Origin of the sequence: Allobranchiibius sp. GilTou38 (assembly GCF_017565325.1) — a bacterium.
Taxonomy (GTDB): domain Bacteria; phylum Actinomycetota; class Actinomycetes; order Actinomycetales; family Dermatophilaceae; genus Allobranchiibius; species Allobranchiibius huperziae.
In genome coordinates this window covers 27,381-51,685 of record NZ_JAGEKN010000008.1, presented here as the reverse complement: position 1 = coordinate 51,685, position 24,305 = coordinate 27,381, and the positions used below count along the sequence as shown (strand labels likewise).

Here is a 24,305-nt window from a genome sequence, read left to right as displayed (position 1 = left end):
GCAGGTCAGGCCCGCGGGAGGAAGCCGACGGCGTCGTACGCGCGCTCGAGGACGACGGAAGCGACCTCGCGAGCGCGGTCGGCGCCCTTGCGCAGCACTGCGTCCAGCTCGGCAGGGTCCGCCAGCAGCTCATCGACACGTGTCTTGAACGGCCTTTGCAGCTCGGTGACGAGTGTGGCGACGTCGCCCTTGAGCGCGCCGTACCTGTTCTCACCGGCGTACTGCTCGACGAGCGCTTCGACGGACTCACCCGACAGTGCGGCGTGGATGCGCAGCAGGTTGGCGATGCCCGGCTTGGCCTCCGGATCGAAGCGCACCTCGTTGTCGGTGTCGGTGACCGCCGCCTTGAGCTTCTTCACGTTGGCCTTGGGCTCATCGAGCATCCACAGGCTGCCGTTCTGGTTCTCCGCCGACTTGCTCATCTTCGACGTCGGCTCGACCAGGCTCATGATCTTCGCCGTACCGGCCGGGATGTGCGCCTCGGGCACCACGAACGTCTCGCCGAAGCGGGCGTTGAAGCGCTGCGCGAGATTGCGGGTGAGCTCCAGGTGCTGGCGCTGGTCCTCGCCCACGGGCACCGCGGCGGTGTCGTAGAGCAGGATGTCGGCCGCCATCAGCATCGGGTAGGTGAAGAGCCCGACGTTGGCGGAGTCGGCGCCGCCTCGCACGGACTTGTCCTTGAACTGCGTCATGCGCGATGCCTCGCCGAAACCGGTGATGCAGTTGAGGATCCAGGCGAGCTGCGCGTGCTCGGGCACGTGCGACTGTACGAAGACGGTGGAGATCTCGGGGTCGATGCCGCCGGCGATGTACTGCGCCGCCGTGACCCGGGTACGCCGTCGCAGGTCCTCCGGCGAGACCTGCCCGCCGGTCAGGGCGTGCAGATCGACCACACAGAAGAACGCCTCGAAGTCGGCCTGCATGGCCACCCAGTTCACCTGCGCACCGAGGTAATTGCCCAGGTGGAGCGAATCGTGGGTGGGCTGCATCCCGGACAGGATGCGGGGCCGATGTGCTGGCGTAGCGGACATGGCCGTCATTGTGCCAAGACCGCTCACGCGTGGCACGTTCTGGGCGCTCGACTGCTCAGTACCGCGCTGTCCCACCGAGTACAGTCCGTTGGCAGATCGAGGCAGGGAGGGACCCACGATGCTTGCGCGGCAACGGCAGGAGGTCATCCTCACCACGGTCGAACGCGACGGGGGCGTGCGCGTGGCCGACCTGGTGACCGAGCTCCGGGTGAGCGACATGACCATCCGTCGCGACATCGAGGCGCTCGCCGAAAAGGGCCTGGTGCACAAGGTGCACGGCGGCGCGACGCTCGCCGACCGCAGCATCGACGAGCCCGGCTTCAGCGTGAAGTCGGAGATGAACCCGATCCAGAAGTCCGAGATCGCGCGCACCGCAGCCTCGCTCATCCCACCCGGTACGGCCGTCGCCGTCTCCGCCGGCACCACCGCGTACGCGGTGGCGGTCGAGCTGCGTGCCATCAAACGGCTCACGGTCGTCACGAACTCGCCCCGCGTCGCGGAGCTGCTCTACGACCCGACCCGCGACGACCAACTCGTGGTGCTCACCGGTGGTGTGCGTACGCCGTCGGACGCGCTCGCCGGTCCCGTCGCCAACGCGATGCTCGCGACCACGCACGTCGACACGCTGATCCTGGGCGTGCACGGCATCGACCTCGAGGCGGGCCTCACGACGCCGAATCTGCAGGAAGCACAGACTAATCGGGCGCTGATCAAGTCGGCGAAGAAGGTGCTGGTCGTCGCCGACCACAGCAAGTGGGGCGTCATCGGCCTGTCCACCATCGCGACCCTGGATCAGGTGGACACGCTGGTCACCGACGCGGAGCTCGACGAGGAAGCGCGGCGCGAACTGTCCGGGCACGACATCAACCTGATCGTGGCGCCCCGCTCCGACGACGACTGACGCTCCCGCCCTCCCCAGCCCGAGTGGCATACATATGTTTGCGGTGCACTCCTTACGAGTGCGCCGCTCGAGGGGTTTGTCTGCCACTCGAAAGGTCGGGCACTGGCCACTGCTGCGAGTGCCCCGTGCGCAGCCCTACTGCGCGCAGGCGTCGCAGCATCGGGGTCGCGTTCCACGCGTCGTCCCAGATCCACCGGACCACTGTGAGACCAAGTGCCCGGAGGCGGTCTTCGCGCTGTTTCTCACGCCAGAGGATCCCTGCCGCCAGCGCCGATGACTGCCTGTCGTCGACGCCGTACTTCGTCTTGCCGTCGAATTCGCCCACGACGCCGAGTTCCTTCCAGAACATGTCCACCCGCCCGATGAATCCCCGGTCGTCGCGGAACTCCACCTGCAGGCTCGGCCGCGGAAAGCCGGCCGTGTAGAGCTGCACCCGGCTCAGGGACTCCCCGGCCGATTCGCCTCCGATGTCGGCGAGCGCAAGTGCCAGCGCGGCGAGCTGCCGCCCCCTACCGCCGCGCGGCACAGCGCGAAGCTCGGCCCGGAGCTCGTCGTGCGACGCGAGTCCTCGCGTGAGGACGCTGTCCATCACGCTCACCCCGGAAGCGAGTGACTGCGCCCTCGCAATGTCCACCGCCGTACGCGCCGGGCTGGTCACGCACAGACCGTCGAGCTCGATGCCGTGTGGCAGGTTCTGGGTGCGTCGGCGAATCAACCCGGGTGACCTGCCGGTCCGACCATCAGCGACCAGCATTTCGACGGACGATTGCTGCTTGCCGACGGTGGGCAGACCCCAAGCCCGGGCCGCCGTGCAGTGGGAGAACAGGCGGCCCCGCTCGGCCGAGGCGGAGATTGCGTGCGCCAGTAGCAGCAGCTGCGCATTGGCCGACAGCTGCTCCCAGCCGTCGCGATCGACGTAAGCACCGCGACGGACACGCTGCAATCGGGCGGCGTTCGATTGCTGGTCCGCCGGGCCATCCCCGTCGGTAGCGACATTGCCCGGCCCTCCGGCCACCAGGGGGAGGGCTGCAGCGGCGTCAGCGTCGATCAGTTGGATGCGGCCCGAGGGGTACGGCCGGGCAGTGAAGGAGGGCTCGTCCATCCGGCACGGTGGCATGAACGAGCGATCGCCCGCAGGCGTCATCCACAGCCTCGTCGAGTGGCATACATATGTTTCGACTGGCGTACCTACATGTGGTGCACCCGATACATATCTATGCCACTCGACAGGAGCGCGTCAGTAGGTCGGCGAGAGCTGCCTGAACGCAGCCACGATCGGCGGCAGCACCTGCTCCACCTGTGAGGCCATCCGCGCGTACGCCTCGTGCCCCTGTCGGAACGGGTCGTCGATGCCGGAGTCGTCGACGTCACGCGCCTCGACCTCTCCCCGGCGCGACGAGGCCAGCGCCACCAACCCGGCGACCCCACTCACGCCGGAGGGCACGTCAGCGGCTCCCACCAGATCGCTGAAGTCGGCGAGAGCGAAGACGTAGCGCAGGCCGCGCGGGGCGGTGCGGACCACCTCGCTGCGGTGTTCCCGCGTCGCGGTCAGCACCAGATCAGCCTGCTCGACCATCGCGGGGGTGAGCTGACGCGCGACGAAACCCTCCGCGTCGACACCACCTTGGGTGAGGAGCTCGGCCGACTCCTCCGACATCGGCTCCCCCACGAGCGCCATCGTGCCCGCGCTGGAGACCTGGACGCCGAGGTCACCGATCGACGCGCGCAGCAGTCGCTCGATGTAGGGCGAGCGGCACACGTTGCCCGTGCACACGACCAGGACGGCGCCGACATCAGTCATGCCCCGCATCGTAAAGGTCGCGCGATGCGTCTATTCAGCTGGATCGAAAGTAAAGAATTCGTCAAGAAATGGTCCGCATAAGACAGATAAACAACGGGCTCTCCAGCGATCTGCCCGCCCTGCAAAAGAGACCATGCTCTAAGGCGTCTGAGTCCTCGAAACGGCTGTTAGCGTCTACCGCGTTCTACCCGCCAGGCTGCCCACTCAGCGACGGCCATCCTCCGTGAGAGGTCTGCCTTATGGTTACGCTTCCACCCCCTGACGACCGTCGTACGACGAGCCGACACCAAACGGTGCAAAGCGGATTCGCTAAGTGACGCAAGAGTAACCTAGCCCCGCTGCAGACTCACCATGGGGGAGAGTCACGCCGTCCGGCATCACGCAGCGCCGACAATCCGCCGTCGTTATGTCGCGTGAACGACCCATTCTCAAGCTTTAGTTCGGAAAGGTTTTCCGTGGATCTTCGGACCTATCTGCGAGTCCTGCGCAAACGGTGGAGAATCGTGGTCACCACCACGATCGTCATGGTCGTGCTCGCGTCGGCATACACGCTGGCGAGCACGAAGTCCTACCAATCCACTGTGCAGTTCTTCGTGTCGACCTCCGACTCGAGCGACTCGGCGCAGCTGGCCCAGGGCAGCACCTTCAGCCAGGCCCGCGTGACGTCCTACACCCAGCTCGTCACGGCCCCCGTGGTGCTGAACCCGGTCATCGAGCAGCTCAAGCTGCCGACGACGGCCGCCGATCTGGGCGCGAAGGTCTCGGCGACCGTGCCGCCCAACACCGTGCTGATCAACGTCGCGGTGACCAATACGAGTGCGTACCAGGCGCAGCGCATCGCGGCGGCGATCGCCCAGCAGTTCCCGAAGACCGTCGAGGGCATCGAGCGCGTCTCGGCAAAGTCGGCGAGCCCGGTCAAGGTGACCACCACCAAGTCGCCGATCATCGACCGCTCCCCCGTGAGCCCGCGGCCGGTGCGCAACGTGCTGCTCGGTGTCGTGCTCGGCCTGCTGCTCGGCATCGGCCTCGCCGTGCTGCGTCAGCTGCTCGACAACCGGGTCCGCACCAAGGAGGACGTCGAGGAGCTGGCCGACAACCTCACGGTCATCGGCACGATCCCCTTCGACTCCGACGCCGCCAAGCACCCGCTGCTCCTGGCGTCCGACACCCACTCCACCCGGTCGGAGTCCTTCCGGTCGCTGCGCACCAACCTGCGCTTCGTGGATGCCGCCCACCACCACCGGATCATCGTGATGACGTCGGCGTTGGCCGGCGAGGGCAAGACCACCACCACCGCCAATCTGGCGTTGACACTCGCGGAGAACGGCCTGAGCGTCTGCCTGATCGAGGGCGACCTGCGTCGTCCGCGTCTCCTGGACTATCTGGGCCTGGAGGGCGCCGTCGGTCTGACCGACGTCCTCATCGAGCAGGCGTCGCTGGCCGACGTGCTGCAGCCGTACGGCAAGCACCGCCTCTCGGTGCTCGGCGCCGGCCAGCTCCCGCCCAACCCGAGCGAGCTGCTCGGCTCCCCCGCCATGGGCGAGACGCTGCTTCGACTCAGCGAGCAGTTCGACTACGTCCTCATCGACGCGCCGCCGCTGCTGCCCGTCACCGACGCCGCCGTGCTCAGCACTCAGGCGAGCGGCTGCGTGCTGGTGGTCGGCAGCGGTCTGGTCACCCGTGACCAGCTCGGCGCGGCACTCGGGTCGCTGCAGGCCGTCAACGGCACCGTGCTCGGTGTGGCGCTCAACCGCGTCCCCCGCGCCAATCGCGTCGCCGGTTACTACGACTACTACACCTACCGGCCGAACCCGGGTGGCACGCGCACCGCCAGCCACGCCAAGTCCGAGCACGCATCGAGCCGGAAGTAAACGACACGACCATGGACCAGCACAGCGCGGAGGGGCAGGCCGCGCACCCCCTCGTCGTGGCACACGAGCCTGCGCCGCGTACGAAGCTGCCCCTGACCTCACGCAAGCGTGAGTGGCTGGTCCAGGCAACCTGGGCGTCGGCCGACGCCGGTGTCGTGATTCTGGCGACGTATGCCGCGACGTGGTTGCGTTACGACCTGCGCTTCAACCAGTTCCTGACGATGGCGATCGTGCAGTTCGCGATCGTGGCGGCTCTCGTGCACGTGCTCGCGGGCGTTGCGGCCGGTCCCTACCGGATCGGCCACCAGCGGGGCTCGTTCGAGGAGACCGCGGACATCGGTCTGACGATCGTCTTCGACGCCGCCGTGCTGATCCTGGTCGTCATGACCACCCCGCTGTTGCACGGGGCGCCGCGCAGCCTGGCGCTGCTGGTGCCGGCGCTGTCGCTGGTCGGCATGTTCACCCTGCGCTTCATCGTGCGCTCCTACCGATGGGGTCGCACGGTGGCGAGCGACAGCACCCAGAAGGTCATCGTCTTCGGTGCGGGCGAGGCGGGTCGGCGCCTCGTGCGCGACCTGCGGCGGGACAAGCACGCGACGTACGCGCCCGTCTGCCTGCTTGACGACGACCCGCGCAAACGGCATATCAAGATCGACGGAGTCACCGTGCGTGGCGGACGCGACCGGCTACGCGAGCTCGCTGAGGCAAGCGGTGCGACGTCCCTGGTCATCGCGATCCCATCGGCCGACACCGACCTGATCCGAGACCTGCGGGCGCTGGCTGCCGACGCCGGCCTCACGGTGTTGATCCTGCCCACGCTGAGCGAGCTCATGGGTCACACGCCCCGCAAGGCGGACCTGCGGCGGGTGAACCTGGAGGATCTGCTCGGTCGACGCCGGGTCGTGCTGGACGAGACGGCGATCGCCGAGTCGATCAACGGCAAGACGGTCCTCGTGACCGGCGCGGGCGGCTCGATCGGCTCGGAATTGGCACGCCAGATCTCGCGATTCGGCCCGAAGAAGCTGATCCTGCTCGACCGCGACGAGTCCGCGCTGCACGGCGTGCAGATGAGCATCACCGGCCGCGCCCTGCTGGATGACGGCACGCTGGCTCTGGCCGACATCCGCGACCTGGATGCCCTACGCGAGGTGTTCTCCCGCGAGCGCCCGCAGATGGTCTTCCACGCCGCGGCACTCAAGCACCTCACGCTGCTCGAGCAGTATCCGCTCGAGGGTTGGAAGACCAACGTGCTCGGCACGATGAACGTGCTGCAGGCCGCACACGAGATCCATGTCGAGACGTTCGTCAACATCTCGACCGACAAGGCCGCACGCCCGACCTGCGTCCTCGGCTACAGCAAGCGAATCGCCGAGCGGCTGACCGCGGACTTCGCCGAGCTGAGCACCGGGCGATATGTCAGCGTCCGGTTCGGCAACGTGCTGGGCTCGCGCGGATCGGTCATCACCGCGTTCACTGCGCAGATCGAGCGGGGCGGCCCGATCACGGTGACCCACCCCGATGTCGAGCGCTACTTCATGCTCATCCCCGAGGCGAGCCAGCTCGTCCTCCAAGCGTCCGCGATCGGTCGGGATGGTCACGTGATGGTGCTCGATATGGGCACACCGGTGAAGATCGCCGACGTCGCCCAGACCCTCATCGACCTCTCCGGCGAACGCCACATCGAGATCGTCTACACCGGCCTGCGTCAAGGCGAGAAGTTGAGCGAGGAGCTCTTCACGCCCGGTGAGGACATCCACCGCTCCGCCCACCCACTCATCGACTACGTCGACGCGCCGCCGCTGTCCACCTGCTCCGTCATCACCGCCGAACCCCAGGATGGTGCCGAGGCGGTGGCCCTCATGCGCTACGAGGCCACGCAACCCATCCACGTGAAGGAACAGGCGTGACGCGCATCCATCTCTCCAAGGCGGATGTGTCCGTCCTGGAGGAGACCCTCGTGCTGGAGGCGTTGCGCTCCGGCTGGGTCGCCCCCCTGGGTCCGATGGTCGACCGCTTCGAGGCCGAGGTCGCGCAGCGGGTGGGAGTCGAGCACGCCCTCGCGCTGTCCTCCGGCACGGCGGCACTGCACCTCGCGCTGCTGCACCACGGCGCGGGACCGGGCACCGTCGTCGTACTCCCCTCGATGACCTTCGCCGCGACGGCCAACGCGGTCCTCTACACCGGTGCGGAGCCCGTCTTCGTCGACTCCCGGCTGGACGACGCCAACCTCGACGTCGAGCTCACTCTGGAGGCGGTCGACGAGTTGGCCGCCCAGGGCCGAGAGGTCAGCTGCGTCCTGTCCGTGGATCTGTTCGGACGCAGCGCCGACTATCAGGCACTTATGCCAGCGCTCGCGCAGCGCGGCATCCCATTGGTCGAGGACGCTGCAGAGGCGCTGGGCGCGACCCACCGCGGCAAGGGCGCCGGGTCGTTCGGCACGGCCGCCGCGCTGTCCTTCAACGGCAACAAGATCATGACGACCTCCGGCGGCGGCATGCTGCTGAGCAACGACGGCGACCTGATCGATCGAGCCCGCTACCTGTCGACGCAGGCCCGCCAACCTGCCCCCTGGTACGAGCACACCGAAATGGGCTTCAACTACCGACTCTCCAACATCCTGGCCGCGATCGGCGTCGGTCAACTCTCGCGACTGGACGAGATGATCGGCCGGCGGCGGGCGCACCGCCAGCTGTACGCCGACGCCCTGGGCGCGCTGCCCGGAGTGCGCTTCCTGGGGCGCGGCGACGGCCTGTCGGACAGCGAGGACAACTGCTGGCTGACCTGCATGGTGCTCGCCCCGGACAGCCCCGTCAGTGCGAACGACGTCATCGCCGGCCTCGAGGCCGCCGATATCGAAGCCCGCCATCTCTGGAAGCCGATGCACATGCAGCCGCTCTACGCCAAGAGCCGCATGTTCGCCGGGGGCGTGTCCGAGTCGCTCTTCGCCTCGGGCATCACCCTGCCGAGCGGGTCGGCATTGACCAGCGCGGACATCGACCACGTCATCGATGTCACGTCGACTTTGATCCAGCAGTAATGCCCACCTCCGCTGTCGCGAAGCGGGCGTTCGATCTGGCGCTCGCTGTGCCCGCGCTCATTCTCACCGCGCCCCTTCAGGCCGTCGTCGCTGTCGCCGTACGACGGCGGCTGGGCAGCCCGGTGCTCTTCCGTCAGACCCGCCCGGGATTGCACGGGCGACCGTTCCAGATGCTGAAGTTCCGCAGCATGCTCGACGAGGACCCTGCGCTTGGGCTGGTCACGGACGCTGAGCGGCTCACGCCGTTCGGCGCGAAGCTGCGCGCGACCAGCTTGGACGAGCTGCCCGCCCTGTGGAACATCGTGCGCGGCGACATGTCGCTGGTCGGGCCCCGGCCGCTCTTGATGCGCTACCTCGACCGCTACTCCCCCGAGCAGGCCCGCCGTCATCATGTGAAGCCCGGCCTGACCGGCCTCGCGCAGGTCTCCGGCCGCAACGCGGTGGAGTGGGAGGAGCGTCTGCGGCTCGACGTGCATTATGTCGACAATCACTCGATTGCCGGTGACCTGCAACTGATATGGCGCACGATCCGCCCGGTGGTCGCCCGCGACGGAGTCGCCGAGGCCGGATCGGTCTCAATGTCAGAGTTCATGGGCAGCGAGGTCGCCCGATGATTCGCGACCTCGTGGTAGTCGGATGCGGTGGCTTCGGGCGCGAGGTGCTTGAGATCGTCGCGGCGATAAACCACGACAGGGCCGACTGGCGCATCGTCGGAGTGCTCGACGACGCCCCTTGCGACGCTGACCTGCGACTGCTCAAGGAGCGCGACGTCGACCACCTCGGTGGTGTGGGCGTCCTCGCCGAACTGCCGCCCACAACGTATGCGGTGCTCGGCATCGGATCGCCGGCCGCCCGCCGTGTCATCAGCTCACGTCACCCCGGTCGGCGGTGGGCAACGCTGGTGCACCCCGCGGCCACTCTGGGCTCCGATGTGACCGTCGCGCCAGGTGCCGTGATCGCGCCCGGCAGCCGCCTGAGCACCCACATCAGCGTGGGCGCCCACGTGCAGATCGACCAGAACGTCACGGTCGGCCACGACAGCCGGCTCGGCGACTTCTGCCGTCTCAACCCCCAGGCCTGCATCTCGGGAAGCGTCGACATCGGCGCCGGCGCGTACGTCGGGGCGAATGCCACCGTCCTGCAGGGCCTGCACGTCGGCGAGGGCAGCATCGTCGGCGCCGGAGCAGTCGTTGTGCGCGATGTGGATTCAGCACGAACCGTCAAAGGAGTCCCCGCACGATGAAGCAGGTCCTTGTCCTCAACCAGTTCGCGCTACCGCGCTCACAGGGCGGTGGGACTCGTCATATCGACCTCTTCAGCCGCCTCAAGGGCTGGGAGCCGAAGATCGTCGCGGGGGATCGCAACCACTACACGCAGGAGCAGTACGCCACGGACGACGGCAGGTTCCAGCTCGTGGGTGTGCCCACCCAGTCCGGCGGTGCGAAGGCACGCCTGCAGACCTGGCTCGTCTACTGCGGCAAGGCTGCCGTCGAGGGCATCAAATATCGTGACCTCGACGTGGTCTTCGCGTCGTCCCCGCATCTGCTCACACCGTTGACGGGCTGGGCGGTGGCTCGACTCAAAGGCGCAGCATTCGTGCTCGAGGTGCGCGACCTATGGCCAGAGTCCTTCGTCGCCGCGGATCTGCTGGAGCGTGACTCCCTTCTGCACAAGGCTCTGCAGTATCTCGAAGCCTTCCTCGTGTCACGCGCCGACGAGGTCGTCGTCGTGACCGATGGCTGGGAAGACCACCTGACCAGCATCGGAGCCGACCTCGACCATTACAACGTGATCCGTAACGGCACCGAGCCATCCGACTTCACCATCGAAGGCTTCGACCGGGAGGCAGAGCGAGCGAAGCTGGGCCTCGAACGGACCACCGCGGTATTCGCCGGTGCGCACGGCCCCAAGGACGGCATCGATCTCATCCTCGATGCGGCCAAGGAAGTCCCGGACATCGACTTCCTGCTCGTCGGGGACGGACCGATCAAGGTTGCGGCCATCGAACGTGGTCGAGTCGAAGGGATCACGAACGTGACCTTCCGCGACTCCGTGCCCAAGGATCAGCTCGCGAGACTTCTCCGGGCGTGCGACATCGGCATTCACGCGGTCACGCCCCTCCCGGTCTTCGAACTGGGGATGAGCCCGAACAAGTTGTTCGATTACCTCGCGGCCGGCCTGCCGATCGTCAGCAACGCCGGCGCTCCCGTGCGTCAGCTGATTGGTGAGTCCGAGGTCGGGTACGTCGGGCCGTCCGATTCCCTTCCGAAGGGCCTGAGGACAGCCATTGACGCTGACACCGCCACCAAGACCGCGTGGAAGGAGCGCGGCACAGACATCCTCGCTGCGCAGTTCAACCGGGCAGACGCCGCAGCACAACTCGAGACCGTCTTGAACCAAGCGGCCGACCGGAGCAGAAGATGACCGCTACGCGGGCCGTTCACCTCACGACAGCGCACCCCGTGCAAGACAACCGAATCCTGCATCGAGAGTGCCGCGCGCTCGCCCAGGCAGGTTTCGATATCACTTTGGCGGCTGTGGCGGACAGCGCAGAGCCCATTGGCGGCGTGAAGATCCACCCGCTGCCCAGGCACTCCGGTCGAGCACGCCGGATGGCCCGAGGACCGTTCGATGCCTACCGATCGCTGGCAGCGCTGCGCCCCGAGGTCGTGCACGGTCACGATCCTGAGCTGATTCCGGTCCTGGTCGCGTGGAAGCTTCGCCATCCCCGCACTACGGTCATCTTCGATGCGCACGAGGATCTGCCCAAACAGGTGGCGGGGAAGACCTATATCCCACGACGAATCCGCCCTTTGGCCGCGGCCGGGGCTCGTGGAGTCGAATTGCTGGCAGATAGGTTCCTCGACCACATCGTCGTGGCCACGCCGTCCATCCGAAGGAACTTCACCAGCTCGAAGACCATCCTCGTGCAGAACTTCCCATGGCTGGCCGACTTCCCCGCCCCGCAGCCGGCGGCGGTCACGGAGCGGCCCCGCCTTTGCTACATCGGCAGCATCTCACCGGAGCGTGGTGTGGCCGCGATGGTGGACGCTGTGAACCATTCGGAGCCCGCCGCCGAGCTGGTGATTGCTGGTAAGGCCACCGACCGCGCAAAGGCCATGCTCGACGAAGCCGGACCCAGGACTTCGTATCTTGGCGCGCTCCCCCCTGGCGAGATGCCTGCGCTGCTGGCCTCATGCTCCGTAGGGCTGGCGCTGCTCGATCCCCTCCCAAACTACCTGGAATCCCAAGCGACCAAGATCTTCGAGTACATGGCCGCCGCACGCCCGTTCGTAGCCTCGAACTTTCCGGCGTGGCGCGAGATGTTCGAGGAAATCGGCTGCGGGTTCCTAGTGGACCCCCACGACAAGGATGCCGTGAGGCACGCAGTCGACACGCTCTTGCAGAACCCGGCTCTCGCCATGGAGATGGGACTGCGAGGCCGTCGCGCTCTGGAAGCCGGGTTCACTTTCGATGGTGAAGCAGCACGGTTGACCACGACGCTGCAGAAGGACAGGCGCCGTGTTGCGGTGTGATCCTCGGTCCATGCGAGCCTTAGTGGGCGAGGCCGTCGGGGTCGGGCTGATGGTTAGGGTTCCGGCGTGACTGTCGTGCGCACTACCGTGAAGAGCTCGGTTCCGACCGCCCCTGCCACCGGCATCCGGGTGGGTGAGTTGTTGCCTATCGGTGCGTTGCTGCTTCTCGGGTTCGGCGGATACGTGAAGGGTTCGAAATATCTGCACTGGATGCCCGTTGACATCACGCTGCTAGGGGCTGTCCTCGTAGGGCTGCTCGTATTCGTCCGAACCCTGACTGGGCACGCCCGCAGGCCACACGGCTGGTTCCTGCTGATCTACACGGCTGGGGCGTTCGCGGTCGGATGGCCGGCGTCCCCGTGGCACCCGTACACGCAGACAAAGGTGTCGCAGCTATGCACCCTGGTCCCACTGTGCGTGCTTGGTGGAGCGATCCTCCTGGACACCCCTCAGGCCCGGCGACTCTGGTTGTGGGCGAATGTCGCGCTCGGCTTGCTCATCGCCGGCCTGGTTCACGTCGACCCATCCCTGTCGGCGGCCAGCGTGGGCCGTGCCGCGATCGACGGCGGCAACACAATCGGTACTGCCCGCGGCGTCGGGGCAGCATTCGTCGTGCTCGTCGTGGTTGCGCTGATGAATCGCACATATCGCGTATGGGCGTCCATCGTCGCCGTGCTCGTGGCGACTGTCCTCGTCGACGCGGCATCACGTGGGCCCGCCCTGGGTGCGGTGATTGCAATCATCGCGGGTGTCGCGTTCAGCGCGCGTGCGGGCCGGTCAGCGCAGCGCACGTTTGCCGCTGTCACTGCGGTTGTCGCTGCTGCTTACTTGCTTATCAAGCAGTCGACCACTCCACGACGGTTGACTGACTTCAACGACACATCGACCCAAGCTCGCCAGGTCCTCTGGGGCAGGACAGCCCGCTTAATTACTGACCACCCGCTGGGCGTTGGCTGGGGCAAGTTGTGGGATGCTATCCCATCAAACGAGGCGTTGTCGTCCGGATACACCCAGTACCCCCACAACCTCTTCTTAGAAGCGGGATCTGAAGCGGGGTGGCTGGCGCTCGTCATGGTGGTCGTTTTGGTGATTACGACCGTCCGATTGCAGCGGCAGAGGGCCACAGGGTGGGTGGAAGTCGCAATGTTCTGCCTGTTGCTGTTCCACCTCGTGAACGCACAGGTGTCGGGGGACATTACCGCCAATCGCGGCCTCTGGGTTGCGTTCGGTGCAGCCTTGGCGGCGTCCGCAGGAGACTCGAAACTTCGTGATGGCCGTGTGCGCCGCGCTTACGGCCATCTCCGGCAAGGCAAAAGACCCATCGAAATACGGGCTTAACCAGTGCCGAACTCTTGCGCCTCAGAGCGGACCATTAGCGGCGGACCTCATGCAACCAGGCAACTCAATTGCGAGTAGCCCGTATACCAAGCACTGGCCCGCCGAGTAGCACCAGATCGCCGACGTTATCGACGAACCAAGCAATGCGGGTGCGGCGAGTGACGCCAAGACGACGGCGAGCCGAGTGACATCCCATCGCAACAGCTTATTGCTGTGCCCACTGAGATTCATGAGTTGGGAGAATGGCGACACTGCGAATTGCGCCCACGCGCCCACCGAAAGAGCCGCCAAAATACCTCCGACCCCATCCCATTTGCTGCCCAAAACGACCGGACCGAGAATGGGGCCGAGAACAAGCGCCAATGCACATGGGATGGTGCCCAGAATTGCCTGATCCCGCATTCCTTTGAGCACCGTCATGCGAGCACGGCCGCGATCGCCACGTCGCAAGATTGCGCCAACCTGGCCGACGCTAGCGGTGGCCACGGCCTGGCTGACGAGGCTAAGCGGGCTGACCAGGACACGGACACCCATTGCGAGAATCCCAACCGCAGCGTGGCCGAAAAGAATTGAAGTCGCCAGCACGACGAGTTGGCTCGCGAGGCTGTTCACAAGAGCGCTGCTTCCCGCGACTGCGGCGGTTGCGCGGTGCCTTTTCCACACCGTCCTTGACTCACTGCCGCGAACAGAGGAAAAGGCCGGGCGGGCCCAGACCGCACGCGCTGCGAGGAATCCAAACAACAAGGAAGAAACGCCACTACGGGCGACGCCAAAGGCGGTCTGAACCACACCAAGGCCAGCACCTTGCAAGAAGTTCGCGATCCCCAGACGGCGATACTGACCTTCCCGGGTCAGCGCTGCCGACCCCACGAGCTGCAGGCTCGCCACAAGGACCAGCACCCCGGTAAGCGCCCACCACCAGCTTGTCTTGAAGAGCACAGATATGCCGATACCGACGACGGTCAGGAGTAGGCCCGCAACGATGCTCGCCAGCAGACTGAGCCGCAGGAGTGAACTGCCTTCCGCGTGATCAGGCACTTTCTGAGCGATAATTTCGAGCCGGAGCGTCGAGACTCCGACGAATACAGACGCGACCGCAGTAATCGTTGCGAAGAGACCGTAGTCCGCCGGGGAATAGAGGCGACTGATCACCGGGGTAAGGCCCAGCGAGACAGCGAAACCGGCCGCCGACCCTATGAAGACAGTGGCGGAAGCTCGTCGAACACTGGTCTCGGCTGGTGCTCCGAGCTCCAACTCATCCTGGGCCGCGACCGCACGCTCGATTTCACCCCCGGCCGACGTCACACCACGCTCCGCGGTGAAGCCGCTGCCACAAGCGCAGCACCAAGCAGATTAACTCCCGACGGATCGCCCTTCCGTGCCTGGTGCAACTGCGCCCGGGTTGCTTTGTCGAGGGCGCTCGACCCAGGAACGAGGGAGCCGGCCCACAGTCCGGCCGCGCTGCCATTGCACCCGTGAGCGCCGGGGGAAAGACTAGCGGCGAAGCATCCTGAACTCACCAGGCGACCGTATGTGTTGGCCAGGATCTTGATGGTGGAGTCGCTCACACCCGCATTGTTGGCCCGCCCAGCTACCAGAGCCATGACGTCGATAGCTCCGTGCTGGGTGTCCTCGGCGGCCTTCGTCGCGGGCATCGACGGGGTGAATTCAGAAACGTTCGAATCAGACGAGAAGCCGGAATAGCAGCTGCTCTTGGACCAGTAGTACGGCCAGATGACCCCTTCTTCACCGGGCACTGGGCGCATGTCACTGATGACAGTCTTAAACAGCTCGGCGGAGACCGAGGAGATCGTCGCGTCGCCGTAGGATCGGCCCACCCCGGATCCAAGGCGTGCGTAGGCCAGACTTTGATTGTGCGGAAGGGGTGTGCCATCCACGCGAGCCGGGGTTCCCCTGGGCATCACCATGCAGGTGTACCCATCGACGTTCTTGATCTGAGCCCGATGGTGCGCCCATGCCGCCGACGCGGCGGACCGATAGGCTTCGGCGTCACTCGTGTACGAACGCAGCTTTGCATTCTGCGAGACCGTGGTTGCGAACTCCATTAGCGGGGCTGCGATCATGCCCGTGTGAACTGCGAAAGACACCCGGGCAGGCGCCATCGTGTGCTCGGCTGCCGCGAGTTGGACCGAATCGGTCGAGGAACCGCGCATGTCGCGGCACGTGAGCCAAGCCGAGGTCGGCGAGAGAGCCCGCAGTCTCATGGGCGCGTAAGCAGGGTCGCCTCGGTGCGTGGACAACCCCTTGACGCGGTCCAACAACTGGCCGTTTCGCGCGTCAAAAACATAGAGGTCGAAATGACCGTCTGCATTCGGCTCGACCCGTAACCGCTGAGGTTGGGCGACCCCCGGGGCGGCTGAGCTCACGAGGAGACACGGTGCGCCCCCGTTGTCATTCAGCGTCGCCTGCAACACGGTGTACCGGTCAGCAACGCTCCAAACCGGGCCGGACTGACCGTCGAAGGCTACGTGACCAAGCTCCTGATCCCGAAGGCTCAGCACCCGGCGGGAAATGCGCACAAAATCATCTGCATACCGACGCTCACCTGTCACACGCACCATGGTCTGCAGCGCCTGAAGGATGTACGAAGTTTCCCATGGAAGTACCTGAGGCCCGGAATTCGGCCCCGGATACGCTGAATCAGGATGGGCTTTCCGCACAGCGGCCCAAGCATTGTCGAACACGTCGATGGCAGTCTCGGGTTTACGAGGTTCGCTGCTGCACCCGGCGGAAACGCCGGCGGCAATCACACCTGCCGCCCCGAGCACCATGAGTTCCCTTCGACGCATCGTCAAGGCGTTGCGTCGAGAAATACTGTGCGACTTTCCGCGGCTGACTCGATGCATGCTTGCGCGACCCGCACCGTCTCGAGTCCCTGCTGCAGGGTGACGATGTCCGCGTCCTTCCCGAGCACGGCGTCACGGAAGTTCTCGTGCTCGACGCGCAGCGGCTCGGGCTTGGCAATCGCATAGCGCACGATGTCCCCTTCTGAGACCCCGCGGAACCGGCTGATGTCGCTCCAGGTCGTTTCGACCTGACCGTTCGCGTAATAGGTCAGGTCGGCGGTCAGCGTATCGGCCACGAAGGTGCCCTTCTCCCCCGTGATGACAGTGGTGCGCTCTTTCAGCGGCGACAGCCAGTTCACGAGGTGGTTGGTGACGGTGCCCTTGGACAGCTGGCCGACGACGGCGACCAGATCCTCGTGCTCGCGGCCCGAGCGGTGCGCTGTGCGAGCCGACACCGAGGTGTAGGCCTGCTGCGTCACCCACGCGGTGAGGTCGATGTCGTGGGTCCCGAGGTCCATGACAACACCCACGTCGGCGATGCGCCCGGGGAACGGCCCCTGGCGCCGCGTCACCACCTGGAAGACCTCCCCCAGGTCGCCGGCTTCGATGCGGCTTCGCGCCGACTGCAGCGCGGGGTTGTAGCGCTCGATGTGGCCGACGCCGCCCAGGACACCGCGACTGTCGAATTCCTTCGCCAGCTGCTCCGCCGTCTCGAGGTTCTCCGCGAGCGGCTTCTCGATGAGTGCGTGCACCCCGGCTTCAGCCAGGGCAGTGCCCACGAGGAGGTGGTATGCCGTAGGCACCGCGACCATGCAGTAGTCGACACCCACCGCGATCAGCTCGTCGATGCCTGCCAGCACCTCGCGGCCGCCGGCGACGCCGAACTTGTCACCACCGGGGTCGGCCACGGCCACCAGATCGACACCATCGAGGCTGCCGAGCACCCGGGCGTGGTTGCGGCCCATCATGCCGAGTCCGATCAGGCCAGCGCGCAGATTCGCCATCTCAGGCACCTGCCTTGGCGAGCGCATTGACGGCGCCGACGATCCGGCCAAGGTCGTCTTCGGACAGTGACGGATGCACCGGCAACGAAAGGCATTCCGCAGCCGCCCTAGCTGTCTCTGGCAGCTCGACGTCCACCTGGAACGGGCGCAGCTCATGGTTCGGCACGGGGTAGAACATGCCCGATCCGATCTTGTACTCCTCGCGCAGCGCCTTGGCAAAACCGTCGCGGTCCTGCGGCACCCGGACCGTGTACTGGTGGTAGACGTGCACCGCACCGTCGGCCACCGGCGGCGGGGTGACTCCTTCGAGGTTCGCCGTCAGGTACGCCGCGTTCTCCTGCCGCTGCTTGGTCCAGCCGCCGACCTTCTTCAGCTGCTCGCGGCCGATCGCCGCGTGGATGTCGGTCATCCGGTTGTTCAGGCCGACGACCTCGTTGTGGTACTGCTGCGCCATCCCCTGGTTGCGGTAGAGCCGCAGCAGGCGCTCGGTCTCAGCATCGGCCGCGGTGACCATGCCGCCCTCCCCCGAGGTCATGTTCTTGGTCGGGTAGAGGGAGAACATCCCGAACTTCCCGAACGCGCCGACCGGAGTCCCGTTCAACGAGGCGCCGTGCGCCTGCGCCGCGTCCTCGAAGACCGCCAGACCGTGACGATCGGCGATCGCGAGCAGCTGCTCCATCTTGGCGGGGTGTCCATAGAGGTGGACCGGCATGATCGCGACGGTGCGCTCGGTGATCGCCGCTTCCACCGCCGCCGGGTCGAGGCAGAAGTCGTCCGCGCTGATGTCCGCGAAGACCGGAGTCGCACCGGTGAGCGCGACGGAGTTAGCGGTGGCTGCGAAGGTGAACGACGGCACGATCACCTCGTCACCCGCCTTCACCCCCGAGGACAGCAGACCCAGGTGCAGACCCGACGTCCCGGAGTTGACCGCGACGCACGCGCGGCCGAGCCCGAAGTGCTCGTCGAACTCCTCCTCGAAGGCCTTGACCTCTGGGCCCTGCGCGAGCATTCCGCTGCGCATGACCCGGTCGACGGCAGCGCGCTCCTCGTCGCCGATGATCGGCTTCGCCGGTGCGATGAATTCCGTCATGGTGCTGATGCCTCCGTCAGTTGGTCCTGATGTTCGAGATAGCGCTCCCCGGTCTCGGGGCAGCGCCAGATGTGGTCGTCGAGCTGCTCCAGCGGCACGCCGGCGCGCCCGACCCAGCGGATGCGCCGTGCGGGCACTCCCGCGACGAGGGCGAAGTCCGGCACGTCCTTGGTGACCACCGACCCCGCGGCGACCATCGCCCAGCGTCCGATCGTCACCGGCGCCACGCACACCGCTCGAGCGCCGATGGAGGAGCCGGTGCGGCACGTGACACCGACCGCCTCCCAGTCGTCGCCACGCTTCAATGTGCCGTCCGGGCTGATCGAGCGTGGGTAGTGGTCGTTGGTGAAAACGACTGCAGGACCGACGAATACGCCGTCCTCCAGGACGGCCGGCTCATAGACCAGCGCATAGTTCTGCAGCTTGCAGGAGTCGCCCATCCGCACGCCCGTGCCGACGTACGCCCCGCGGCCCACGATGCAGTTGGTGCCTAGGACGGCGTCTTCACGCACCTGCGCCAGGTGCCAGATCGACGAACCGTCCCCGATCCGGGCGCTGTCCGCGACGTCTGCCGTGTCGACGATCCTCGGGGCCGCGCTCATGCCGTCGTGGACGGCTGACCGACGACCAGGAAGGTCAAATCGAGGAACCTCGAGCGGTCCAGGATCCGGCGCCCATCGACGATCACCCGCGCGCCCGGCACCTGCTCGGGTGCCAGATCGGCGTACTCCGCGTGGTCCGCCTGCACGATCACAACGTCGACCTGGCGGCCGTACACGTAGGCGTCCCAACCGAACCGGGCGAGCTCATCGGCGGAGTACATCGGGTCGTGCACGGTGACCCGCGCGCCCGCCTCCCGCAGTGCGTCGACCGTCGCGAAGACGCCGGAGAACGCCGTCTCCTTCACCCCGCCGCGGTAGGACGCCCCGAGGACGACTGCGGACATCCCCTCGAGGGTGCCACCGGCCGCGCCCGTTGCCAGACCGACGGTGTACGCCGGCATTGCCGCGTTCGCTTCGCGGGCCGACCGCACGACGGTGGCGTCGGGGTCGTTCCAGAGGTAGAGCCTCGGGTAGACCGGGATGCAGTGTCCACCGACGGCGATTCCCGGCTGGTGGATGTGACTGTACGGCTGGGAGTTGCTGGCCTCGATGACCTGGTAGACGTCGATGCTGTTCGCGGCCGCGAACCGACCGAACTGGTTGGCCAGGCCGATGTTTACGTCGCGGTAGGTCGTCTCGGCGAGCTTGGCCATCTCGGCGGCCTCGGCCGAGCCGAGGTCCCACACGCCGTTGCCGCGTGCCAGGTCGGGTCGCTCATCGAACTGCAACACCTGCTCGTAGAACGAGGTCGCCGCCTTGGCGCCCTCCGGGCTCAGCCCGCCCACGAGCTTGGGATACTTGCGCAGGTCCGCGAAGACGCGACCGGTGAGCACGCGCTCGGGCGAGAAGACCAGGTGGAAGTCGCGTCCCTCAGTGAGGCCGGATCCCTTCTCCAGCATCGGCTTCCACCGTGAACGCGTGGTGCCGACCGGCAGGGTGGTCTCGTAGACGACGAGCGTGTCCGGCGTCAGGCCGCGGGCGATGTCCGCCGTGGCGGAGTCCATCCATCCGAAGTCCGGTCGAGCCTCGTCGTCGACGAAGAGGGGCACCACCACCACGACCGCGTCACTCGCGGCCACCGCGGCAGCGGTGTCAGCCGTCGCGCTCAGATTCCCGGCGCTGACCGTCTCGGCAAGGTAGTCCGCCAGGTGCGCCTCCCCCGGGAACGGCTCCGAACCGGCATTGACCTGATCGACGACCTGGGTGTTGACGTCGGCGCCGAAGACGCGATGGCCGCTTCGGGCGAACTGGACAGCGAGCGGCAGGCCGATCTTGCCCAGCCCGACAACTGCGATCTTCACAAGAACTGCTTTCATGGGCCCGTCAGAACGCATGAAGAGTAGACGGCGGGCGGGCGCCAAAAGCCCTTCAAGGGCTGGTCATCGCGTGGTCCAACCCAGATCTTTAACTGGACCAGAAGCTTACGACCCGGTAACTTCCTAGCTTTCCTCTCACGGCGCGCCAACGAGTGTGACGCGGGTCTCAGGTCGCCTTGAGTGCGCCCTCGACGGCCTCCGCGATCGCCCGGTATCCGTCAGCGTTCGGGTAGACCCCACCGGAGCTCAACAGGCCGGCCTTGCCGCTCAGTGGCGAGCCCACGTCGACGTACTGGCCGCCCACCTGCCGCACCGCGCTGCGCACCTCGGCGCCGAGGGCGGTGAGGGGAGCGGGGTAGGAGCCGGAGTCCCAGAACGGTGAGACAGCGAGTATCCGCGCCTTCGGCAGGTCCCGCCGCAGCTGCTGGAAGATCTTGGGGATGTTGGTGGCGGCCTTGGCCTGGTTCGTCATGTCGTTGCGGCCGCCCGACACCACGACGATCGCGGGGTGGGCGGCGGCCGCCCGGCTCACGACCTGCAGATAGTCCGGGCATCCCGCGGCAGGGCAATCAGGGGCGTGGAATTCCATGCCGTAACCGGTCCCCCGGTAGCCCAGGTTGACCTCGCGCCACCCCTCGCGCTGAGCCAGCAGCGTGGTCCATTTCGTCCCGTCGCCGCCGGCGCCGGTCGTGTAGGAGTCTCCGATGAAGACTGCCGTCGGTCGGGCCGCTGTCGTCCCGGTCGTCGAGCCGCCGGCCGCGCTCGATGTGGTCGTGCTCGGCGTACGCACCGAGGACGACGATGAGGGTCGCGCGGAGGCGCCTGCGGTGGCGCGACCGTCCGCGATCGCCACTCCGGCGATGACCACAGCCGCGATCGCCCCGACAGCCATGGCCGCATCCGGAAGAGCGTGGCGCGCCGCGGACTCTAAGCGGGTGCTGCGACGGGCGGAAGCGCGGGTCATTCAACATCCTTTGTCGGCGGGCAATTCCAATCATCATGCCACCGGCCCGCTCCCAGACACGGGACGTCGCTGGCACGGTCGGTCGATGAGCGGGCACCCATGTCCTGGAGTCGGTGCCTGTCAGACCCCACCCCTACTCTGGAAACATGTTCGATCCACAGCAGACCGTCGCGGAGGAGGACTCCGAACCGCTCGCGAGTGCGGAGATCCGCACCTGGCTGATGCGGCTGCTCGGGGTCGACGACTGCCTGCCCGATGCTCAGCGGATCGACCAGATCGCCGCGCTGGAGGATCTGAAGGGCGCGGCCGCAGCAGCCCAGGCAGCTCTGACCGTCGATCTCTACGACGAGCAGCGCGCGACCGACCAGGCACGCGGGCTTCGCCAGGCCGACACCGCGCGGTCCGTCGGCGGACAGGTCGCGCTCGCGCGCCGCGAGTCGCCGTCCCGCGGTTCACGGCACCTCGGACTGGCACGCGCCCTGGTCGATGAGATGCCGCAGACCTATGGCGCTCTGCGCCGCGGCGAGATCAGCGAGTGGCGCGCCACCATCGTCGCGCAGGAGACCGCCTGCACCACCCGCGAGATCCGCGGCATCGTCGATGAGCAGCTCGCCGACGACCTGCCCCGGATGTCCGACCGCCGTGCCCACGCGATGGCCGCGGGCCTCACCTCGCGGCTGGACGCCGCGAGCGTCGTCGCCCGACGCTCGCGGGCCGTCGCCGCCCGTCGGGTCTGCGTGCGAGCTGCGCCGGACGGGATGGCGATCCTGACCGCCGTCCTGCCCTGCGCCGACGCGATCGCCGCGCACCTCGCGCTGCAGCGGGAGGCGGGCACGGACGTCGCCGACGGCACCGAGCGCTCGCGGGGCCAGCGGATGGCCGACCTGCTGGTCGCGCGGCTGACCGGGCGCGAGCCCGCCGGCCCATGCGACGTGCACCTCAACCTGCTCATGGACGCGGAGACGCTCTTCGCCGGCGGCACCACGCCGGCGCGGCTCGAGGGATACGGCCCCATCCCGGCCGATCTCGCACGCCAGCTCGTCGGAGCCGGGTCCGAAGGTGACCGCAACACCGCGCGGGTCACCCTTCGCCGCCTCTTCACCTCACCGCGCGACGGCGACCTGATCCGGATGGAGGCGACGACAAGGGCGTTCACCGGGCTGCTGCGCGAGCTGGTCACCGTGCGCGACGAGGTCTGCCGTACGCCCTACTGCGACGCCCCGATCCGACATGTGGACCACATCCGGCCGCACTCGGCGGGCGGATCCACGTCGTTCGACAACGCGCAAGGGCTATGCGAGGACTGCAACTACCGCAAGGAGCACCCCGACTGGCGTGCTTCCCGGGCATCGAGTGACGGCTACCGGCATGGCGTCCACGTCATCACCCCGACCGGACACGTCTACCGCAGCGAGCCGCCCCCGACGCCGGTCCGGCGACGATCACGGCTGGAGCACTCTCTCGCCAAACGGGTCGACGTCGCCCTCCTCACCGGGCGCATCTACCTCGAATCCGGCTGAGATAACTACAGTCAAGTAACTTACTCGATAGAAACTTACCCGCTGCTAAGCCCCCGCAATTTAGTACGACCGACGTACTTTCAAGTACCGGCCGCTTTGCGGCCGTGTCGATCTCGCCCCCACGCCGGTCGACCAGCACGTCCAAGGGGAAGAGCTCATGAGAAGAGCATCAGCAGCCGTCGTCGCAAGCACCGTCCTCGCAGGGTTCACCCTGAGCACCCATCCGCCTACCGCCTCGGCGGCTGCAGCGACCCCGGCACCCGTTGGCTACTCCGCCTACGGGTACGGCACCTACGTCAGTTCCTCTCTGGCAGCGCTCAATTCGGGCGCCACCGCATACTCAGCCATCTCCTGCACGACGACCTCCAACCTCACCAACTCCAACCAGGTGGCCTCGGTCGACCTGGGCAAGGTCGGCAAGGTCGGCACGGACTACAGCCAGAGCCGCAGCATCCTCGACGCGTCCGGCCGTACGTCCCAGGGCATTGCGCAGATCTCGGGGGTCAACCTCCTGGGTGGTCTCATCACGTCCACCTCGCTGAAGACCACGTCTCGCGCCACCTACACACCGAGCAAGACGTCGTACGGCTCCAACAGCACCGCGTTCGTCGGCATCAAGGTCGCGGGCAAGGGCTTCGCGAGCGGCGTCGGCCCCAACACGAAGGTGGCTCTCGCGCTCGGTGGCAAACCCTTCGCTTCGGTGGTGCTCAACGAGCAGTCCCAGGCCAAGGTCAACGGCCTGACCCAGGCGGTCACCACCGCGATCCACGTCACCGTCACGAACTCCAACAGCATGGGACTGCCCATCGGCACGACGGTCTACATCGGCCGTTCGTACGCCGCGTTGAAAGGCACGCCGGCCGGTTTCGCGACCGGGTCGGCGTATGGCACGCAGGCCACGCTGTCGGGCAGCGTCAAGAGCGGTCCCACCGCTCTCGCAGGAGTCGCCTGCGACGGGGGCGACCGCACGGTCAGCATCGCCTCGAGCGCGATCCCGAGCCTGCTGAGCCTCGGGGCGGTGAAGAGCACGACCTCGTCGGTGGCCACACCGAAACTGACCAGCTCAGCGACCGACCAGATCAGCGGACTCAATGTGCTCAGCTCCTTGATCGGCGCTCGCACCATCACGGCGTCGACGACGACCAGCCGGACGAGCTTCACGTCAGCGGCGACCTTCACTGACACATCCGGGTTCGTCGGCCTCAAGATCGCCGGCATGCCCTCGATCACCGACTCGGTCAAGCCGAACACGACGATCACCCTCAGCCAGCTGGGGACCGTCACCTTGCACAAGGTCACCAAAACCACGACCGGCATCCGAGTGGTGATGGTCTCGATCACCCTCGACAAGGCGCTCAGCAACCTCGCCAAGGGCACGCTCGTCGAGATCGGCGTCTCCAACACCGGGGTGCAGAACCGCTGACCCCTTCGACGCACGCAGGACGAGAGCCCCGGACCAGCGCTGGTCCGGGGCTCTCGCCGTCTGT

The 24,305-nt window shown here is 66.9% G+C and carries 21 protein-coding genes; 11 read left to right on the top strand and 10 right to left on the bottom strand.

The features are described 5' to 3' along the window. Positions 1 to 5: 5 nt before the first annotated feature. On the bottom strand, positions 6 to 1,040 hold the full coding sequence (gene trpS / locus JOB34_RS11775) for a tryptophan--tRNA ligase (RefSeq protein WP_208053077.1): 1,035 nt from the start codon (positions 1,038 to 1,040) through the stop codon (positions 6 to 8). Positions 1,041 to 1,149: 109 nt separating this feature from the next. Here trpS and JOB34_RS11770 point away from each other — a divergent pair, with 109 nt between their 5' ends. Beyond that, on the top strand, positions 1,150 to 1,932 hold the full coding sequence (locus JOB34_RS11770; protein WP_179482234.1) for a DeoR/GlpR family DNA-binding transcription regulator: 783 nt from the start codon (positions 1,150 to 1,152) through the stop codon (positions 1,930 to 1,932). Between the two features lie 52 nt (positions 1,933 to 1,984). Here the strand turns inward: JOB34_RS11770 and JOB34_RS11765 are convergent, their stop codons facing one another. Continuing rightward, on the bottom strand, positions 1,985 to 3,034 hold the full coding sequence (locus tag JOB34_RS11765; protein WP_208052910.1) for a hypothetical protein: 1,050 nt from the start codon (positions 3,032 to 3,034) through the stop codon (positions 1,985 to 1,987). A gap of 135 nt (positions 3,035 to 3,169) precedes the next feature. Continuing rightward, complete coding sequence (locus tag JOB34_RS11760; protein WP_208052909.1) at positions 3,170 to 3,733, bottom strand: low molecular weight phosphatase family protein; 564 nt, start codon at positions 3,731 to 3,733, stop codon at positions 3,170 to 3,172. Between the two features lie 455 nt (positions 3,734 to 4,188). Here JOB34_RS11760 and JOB34_RS11755 point away from each other — a divergent pair, with 455 nt between their 5' ends. From JOB34_RS11755 to JOB34_RS18145, 8 genes are all read left to right on the top strand, one after another. Beyond that, entirely contained in the window at positions 4,189 to 5,604 is a 1,416-nt protein-coding gene (locus tag JOB34_RS11755) for a polysaccharide biosynthesis tyrosine autokinase (protein ID WP_208052908.1), read from the top strand. Between the two features lie 11 nt (positions 5,605 to 5,615). After that, positions 5,616 to 7,511 (top strand): nucleoside-diphosphate sugar epimerase/dehydratase, encoded by a 1,896-nt coding sequence (locus JOB34_RS11750; RefSeq protein ID WP_208052907.1) that lies wholly within the window; start codon positions 5,616 to 5,618, stop codon positions 7,509 to 7,511. Beyond that, complete coding sequence (locus JOB34_RS11745) at positions 7,508 to 8,641, top strand: aminotransferase class I/II-fold pyridoxal phosphate-dependent enzyme (RefSeq protein WP_208052906.1); 1,134 nt, start codon at positions 7,508 to 7,510, stop codon at positions 8,639 to 8,641. Before JOB34_RS11750 ends, JOB34_RS11745 begins: the two co-directional genes overlap by 4 nt. Then, positions 8,641 to 9,255 carry a sugar transferase gene (locus JOB34_RS11740; RefSeq protein ID WP_208052905.1) on the top strand — a complete coding sequence of 205 codons (615 nt, stop codon included), beginning with the start codon at positions 8,641 to 8,643 and terminating at the stop codon, positions 9,253 to 9,255. The genes JOB34_RS11745 and JOB34_RS11740 overlap by 1 nt, the downstream gene beginning before the upstream one ends. Then, positions 9,252 to 9,884 carry an acetyltransferase gene (locus JOB34_RS11735; protein WP_208052904.1) on the top strand — a complete coding sequence of 211 codons (633 nt, stop codon included), beginning with the start codon at positions 9,252 to 9,254 and terminating at the stop codon, positions 9,882 to 9,884. The genes JOB34_RS11740 and JOB34_RS11735 overlap by 4 nt, the downstream gene beginning before the upstream one ends. Then, a complete protein-coding gene (locus tag JOB34_RS11730; protein WP_208052903.1) occupies positions 9,881 to 11,065 on the top strand; it encodes a glycosyltransferase family 4 protein in 1,185 nt (394 codons plus the stop codon). The genes JOB34_RS11735 and JOB34_RS11730 overlap by 4 nt, the downstream gene beginning before the upstream one ends. Positions 11,066 to 11,103: 38 nt before the next feature. Further along, positions 11,104 to 12,177, top strand: coding sequence for a glycosyltransferase family 4 protein (locus JOB34_RS11725; RefSeq protein ID WP_208052902.1), 1,074 nt, complete (start codon positions 11,104 to 11,106; stop codon positions 12,175 to 12,177). Positions 12,178 to 12,243: 66 nt separating this feature from the next. After that, positions 12,244 to 13,515, top strand: coding sequence for an O-antigen ligase family protein (locus JOB34_RS18145; RefSeq protein WP_208052901.1), 1,272 nt, complete (start codon positions 12,244 to 12,246; stop codon positions 13,513 to 13,515). 21 nt (positions 13,516 to 13,536) lie between these two features. Here the strand turns inward: JOB34_RS18145 and JOB34_RS11715 are convergent, their stop codons facing one another. From JOB34_RS11715 to JOB34_RS11685, 7 genes are all read right to left on the bottom strand, one after another. Further along, the gene (locus tag JOB34_RS11715; protein WP_208052900.1) at positions 13,537 to 14,820 is read right to left on the bottom strand and encodes an oligosaccharide flippase family protein; all 1,284 of its coding nucleotides are present in this window, start codon (positions 14,818 to 14,820) and stop codon (positions 13,537 to 13,539) included. Further along, entirely contained in the window at positions 14,817 to 16,307 is a 1,491-nt protein-coding gene (locus JOB34_RS11710) for a hypothetical protein (protein ID WP_208052899.1), read from the bottom strand. Before JOB34_RS11710 ends, JOB34_RS11715 begins: the two co-directional genes overlap by 4 nt. A 20-nt stretch (positions 16,308 to 16,327) precedes the next feature. Next, the gene (locus JOB34_RS11705; protein ID WP_208052898.1) at positions 16,328 to 17,326 is read right to left on the bottom strand and encodes a Gfo/Idh/MocA family oxidoreductase; all 999 of its coding nucleotides are present in this window, start codon (positions 17,324 to 17,326) and stop codon (positions 16,328 to 16,330) included. 1 nt (position 17,327) lies between these two features. Next, entirely contained in the window at positions 17,328 to 18,416 is a 1,089-nt protein-coding gene (locus JOB34_RS11700; RefSeq protein ID WP_208052897.1) for a DegT/DnrJ/EryC1/StrS family aminotransferase, read from the bottom strand. Beyond that, complete coding sequence (locus JOB34_RS11695) at positions 18,413 to 19,018, bottom strand: acyltransferase (RefSeq protein ID WP_208052896.1); 606 nt, start codon at positions 19,016 to 19,018, stop codon at positions 18,413 to 18,415. The genes JOB34_RS11700 and JOB34_RS11695 overlap by 4 nt, the downstream gene beginning before the upstream one ends. Further along, a complete protein-coding gene (locus JOB34_RS11690) occupies positions 19,015 to 20,319 on the bottom strand; it encodes a nucleotide sugar dehydrogenase (RefSeq protein WP_208052895.1) in 1,305 nt (434 codons plus the stop codon). The genes JOB34_RS11695 and JOB34_RS11690 overlap by 4 nt, the downstream gene beginning before the upstream one ends. 181 nt (positions 20,320 to 20,500) lie before the next feature. After that, positions 20,501 to 21,298: an SGNH/GDSL hydrolase family protein gene (locus tag JOB34_RS11685; RefSeq protein ID WP_208052894.1), complete on the bottom strand. Its 798-nt coding sequence runs from the start codon at positions 21,296 to 21,298 to the stop codon at positions 20,501 to 20,503. A 146-nt stretch (positions 21,299 to 21,444) separates the two neighbouring features. Here JOB34_RS11685 and JOB34_RS11680 point away from each other — a divergent pair, with 146 nt between their 5' ends. Continuing rightward, positions 21,445 to 22,818 carry an HNH endonuclease signature motif containing protein gene (locus JOB34_RS11680; RefSeq protein ID WP_208052893.1) on the top strand — a complete coding sequence of 458 codons (1,374 nt, stop codon included), beginning with the start codon at positions 21,445 to 21,447 and terminating at the stop codon, positions 22,816 to 22,818. Positions 22,819 to 22,975: 157 nt separating this feature from the next. Further along, a complete protein-coding gene (locus tag JOB34_RS11675; RefSeq protein ID WP_208052892.1) occupies positions 22,976 to 24,241 on the top strand; it encodes a choice-of-anchor P family protein in 1,266 nt (421 codons plus the stop codon). Positions 24,242 to 24,305 lie beyond the last annotated feature (64 nt).

Coding starts and splice junctions, on each gene's coding strand:
- JOB34_RS11770 (WP_179482234.1), top strand. CDS start 1,150: ATGCTTGCGCGGCAACGGCAGGAGGTCATCCTCACCACGGTCGAACGC.
- JOB34_RS11740 (WP_208052905.1), top strand. CDS start 8,641: ATGCCCACCTCCGCTGTCGCGAAGCGGGCGTTCGATCTGGCGCTCGCT.
- JOB34_RS11760 (WP_208052909.1), bottom strand. CDS start 3,733: ATGACTGATGTCGGCGCCGTCCTGGTCGTGTGCACGGGCAACGTGTGC.
- JOB34_RS11705 (WP_208052898.1), bottom strand. CDS start 17,326: ATGGCGAATCTGCGCGCTGGCCTGATCGGACTCGGCATGATGGGCCGC.
- JOB34_RS11730 (WP_208052903.1), top strand. CDS start 9,881: ATGAAGCAGGTCCTTGTCCTCAACCAGTTCGCGCTACCGCGCTCACAG.
- JOB34_RS11710 (WP_208052899.1), bottom strand. CDS start 16,307: ATGGTGCTCGGGGCGGCAGGTGTGATTGCCGCCGGCGTTTCCGCCGGG.
- JOB34_RS11680 (WP_208052893.1), top strand. CDS start 21,445: ATGTTCGATCCACAGCAGACCGTCGCGGAGGAGGACTCCGAACCGCTC.
- JOB34_RS11700 (WP_208052897.1), bottom strand. CDS start 18,416: ATGACGGAATTCATCGCACCGGCGAAGCCGATCATCGGCGACGAGGAG.
- trpS (WP_208053077.1), bottom strand. CDS start 1,040: ATGACGGCCATGTCCGCTACGCCAGCACATCGGCCCCGCATCCTGTCC.
- JOB34_RS11735 (WP_208052904.1), top strand. CDS start 9,252: ATGATTCGCGACCTCGTGGTAGTCGGATGCGGTGGCTTCGGGCGCGAG.
- JOB34_RS11675 (WP_208052892.1), top strand. CDS start 22,976: ATGAGAAGAGCATCAGCAGCCGTCGTCGCAAGCACCGTCCTCGCAGGG.
- JOB34_RS11685 (WP_208052894.1), bottom strand. CDS start 21,298: ATGACCCGCGCTTCCGCCCGTCGCAGCACCCGCTTAGAGTCCGCGGCG.
- JOB34_RS11695 (WP_208052896.1), bottom strand. CDS start 19,018: ATGAGCGCGGCCCCGAGGATCGTCGACACGGCAGACGTCGCGGACAGC.
- JOB34_RS11750 (WP_208052907.1), top strand. CDS start 5,616: ATGGACCAGCACAGCGCGGAGGGGCAGGCCGCGCACCCCCTCGTCGTG.
- JOB34_RS11765 (WP_208052910.1), bottom strand. CDS start 3,034: ATGGACGAGCCCTCCTTCACTGCCCGGCCGTACCCCTCGGGCCGCATC.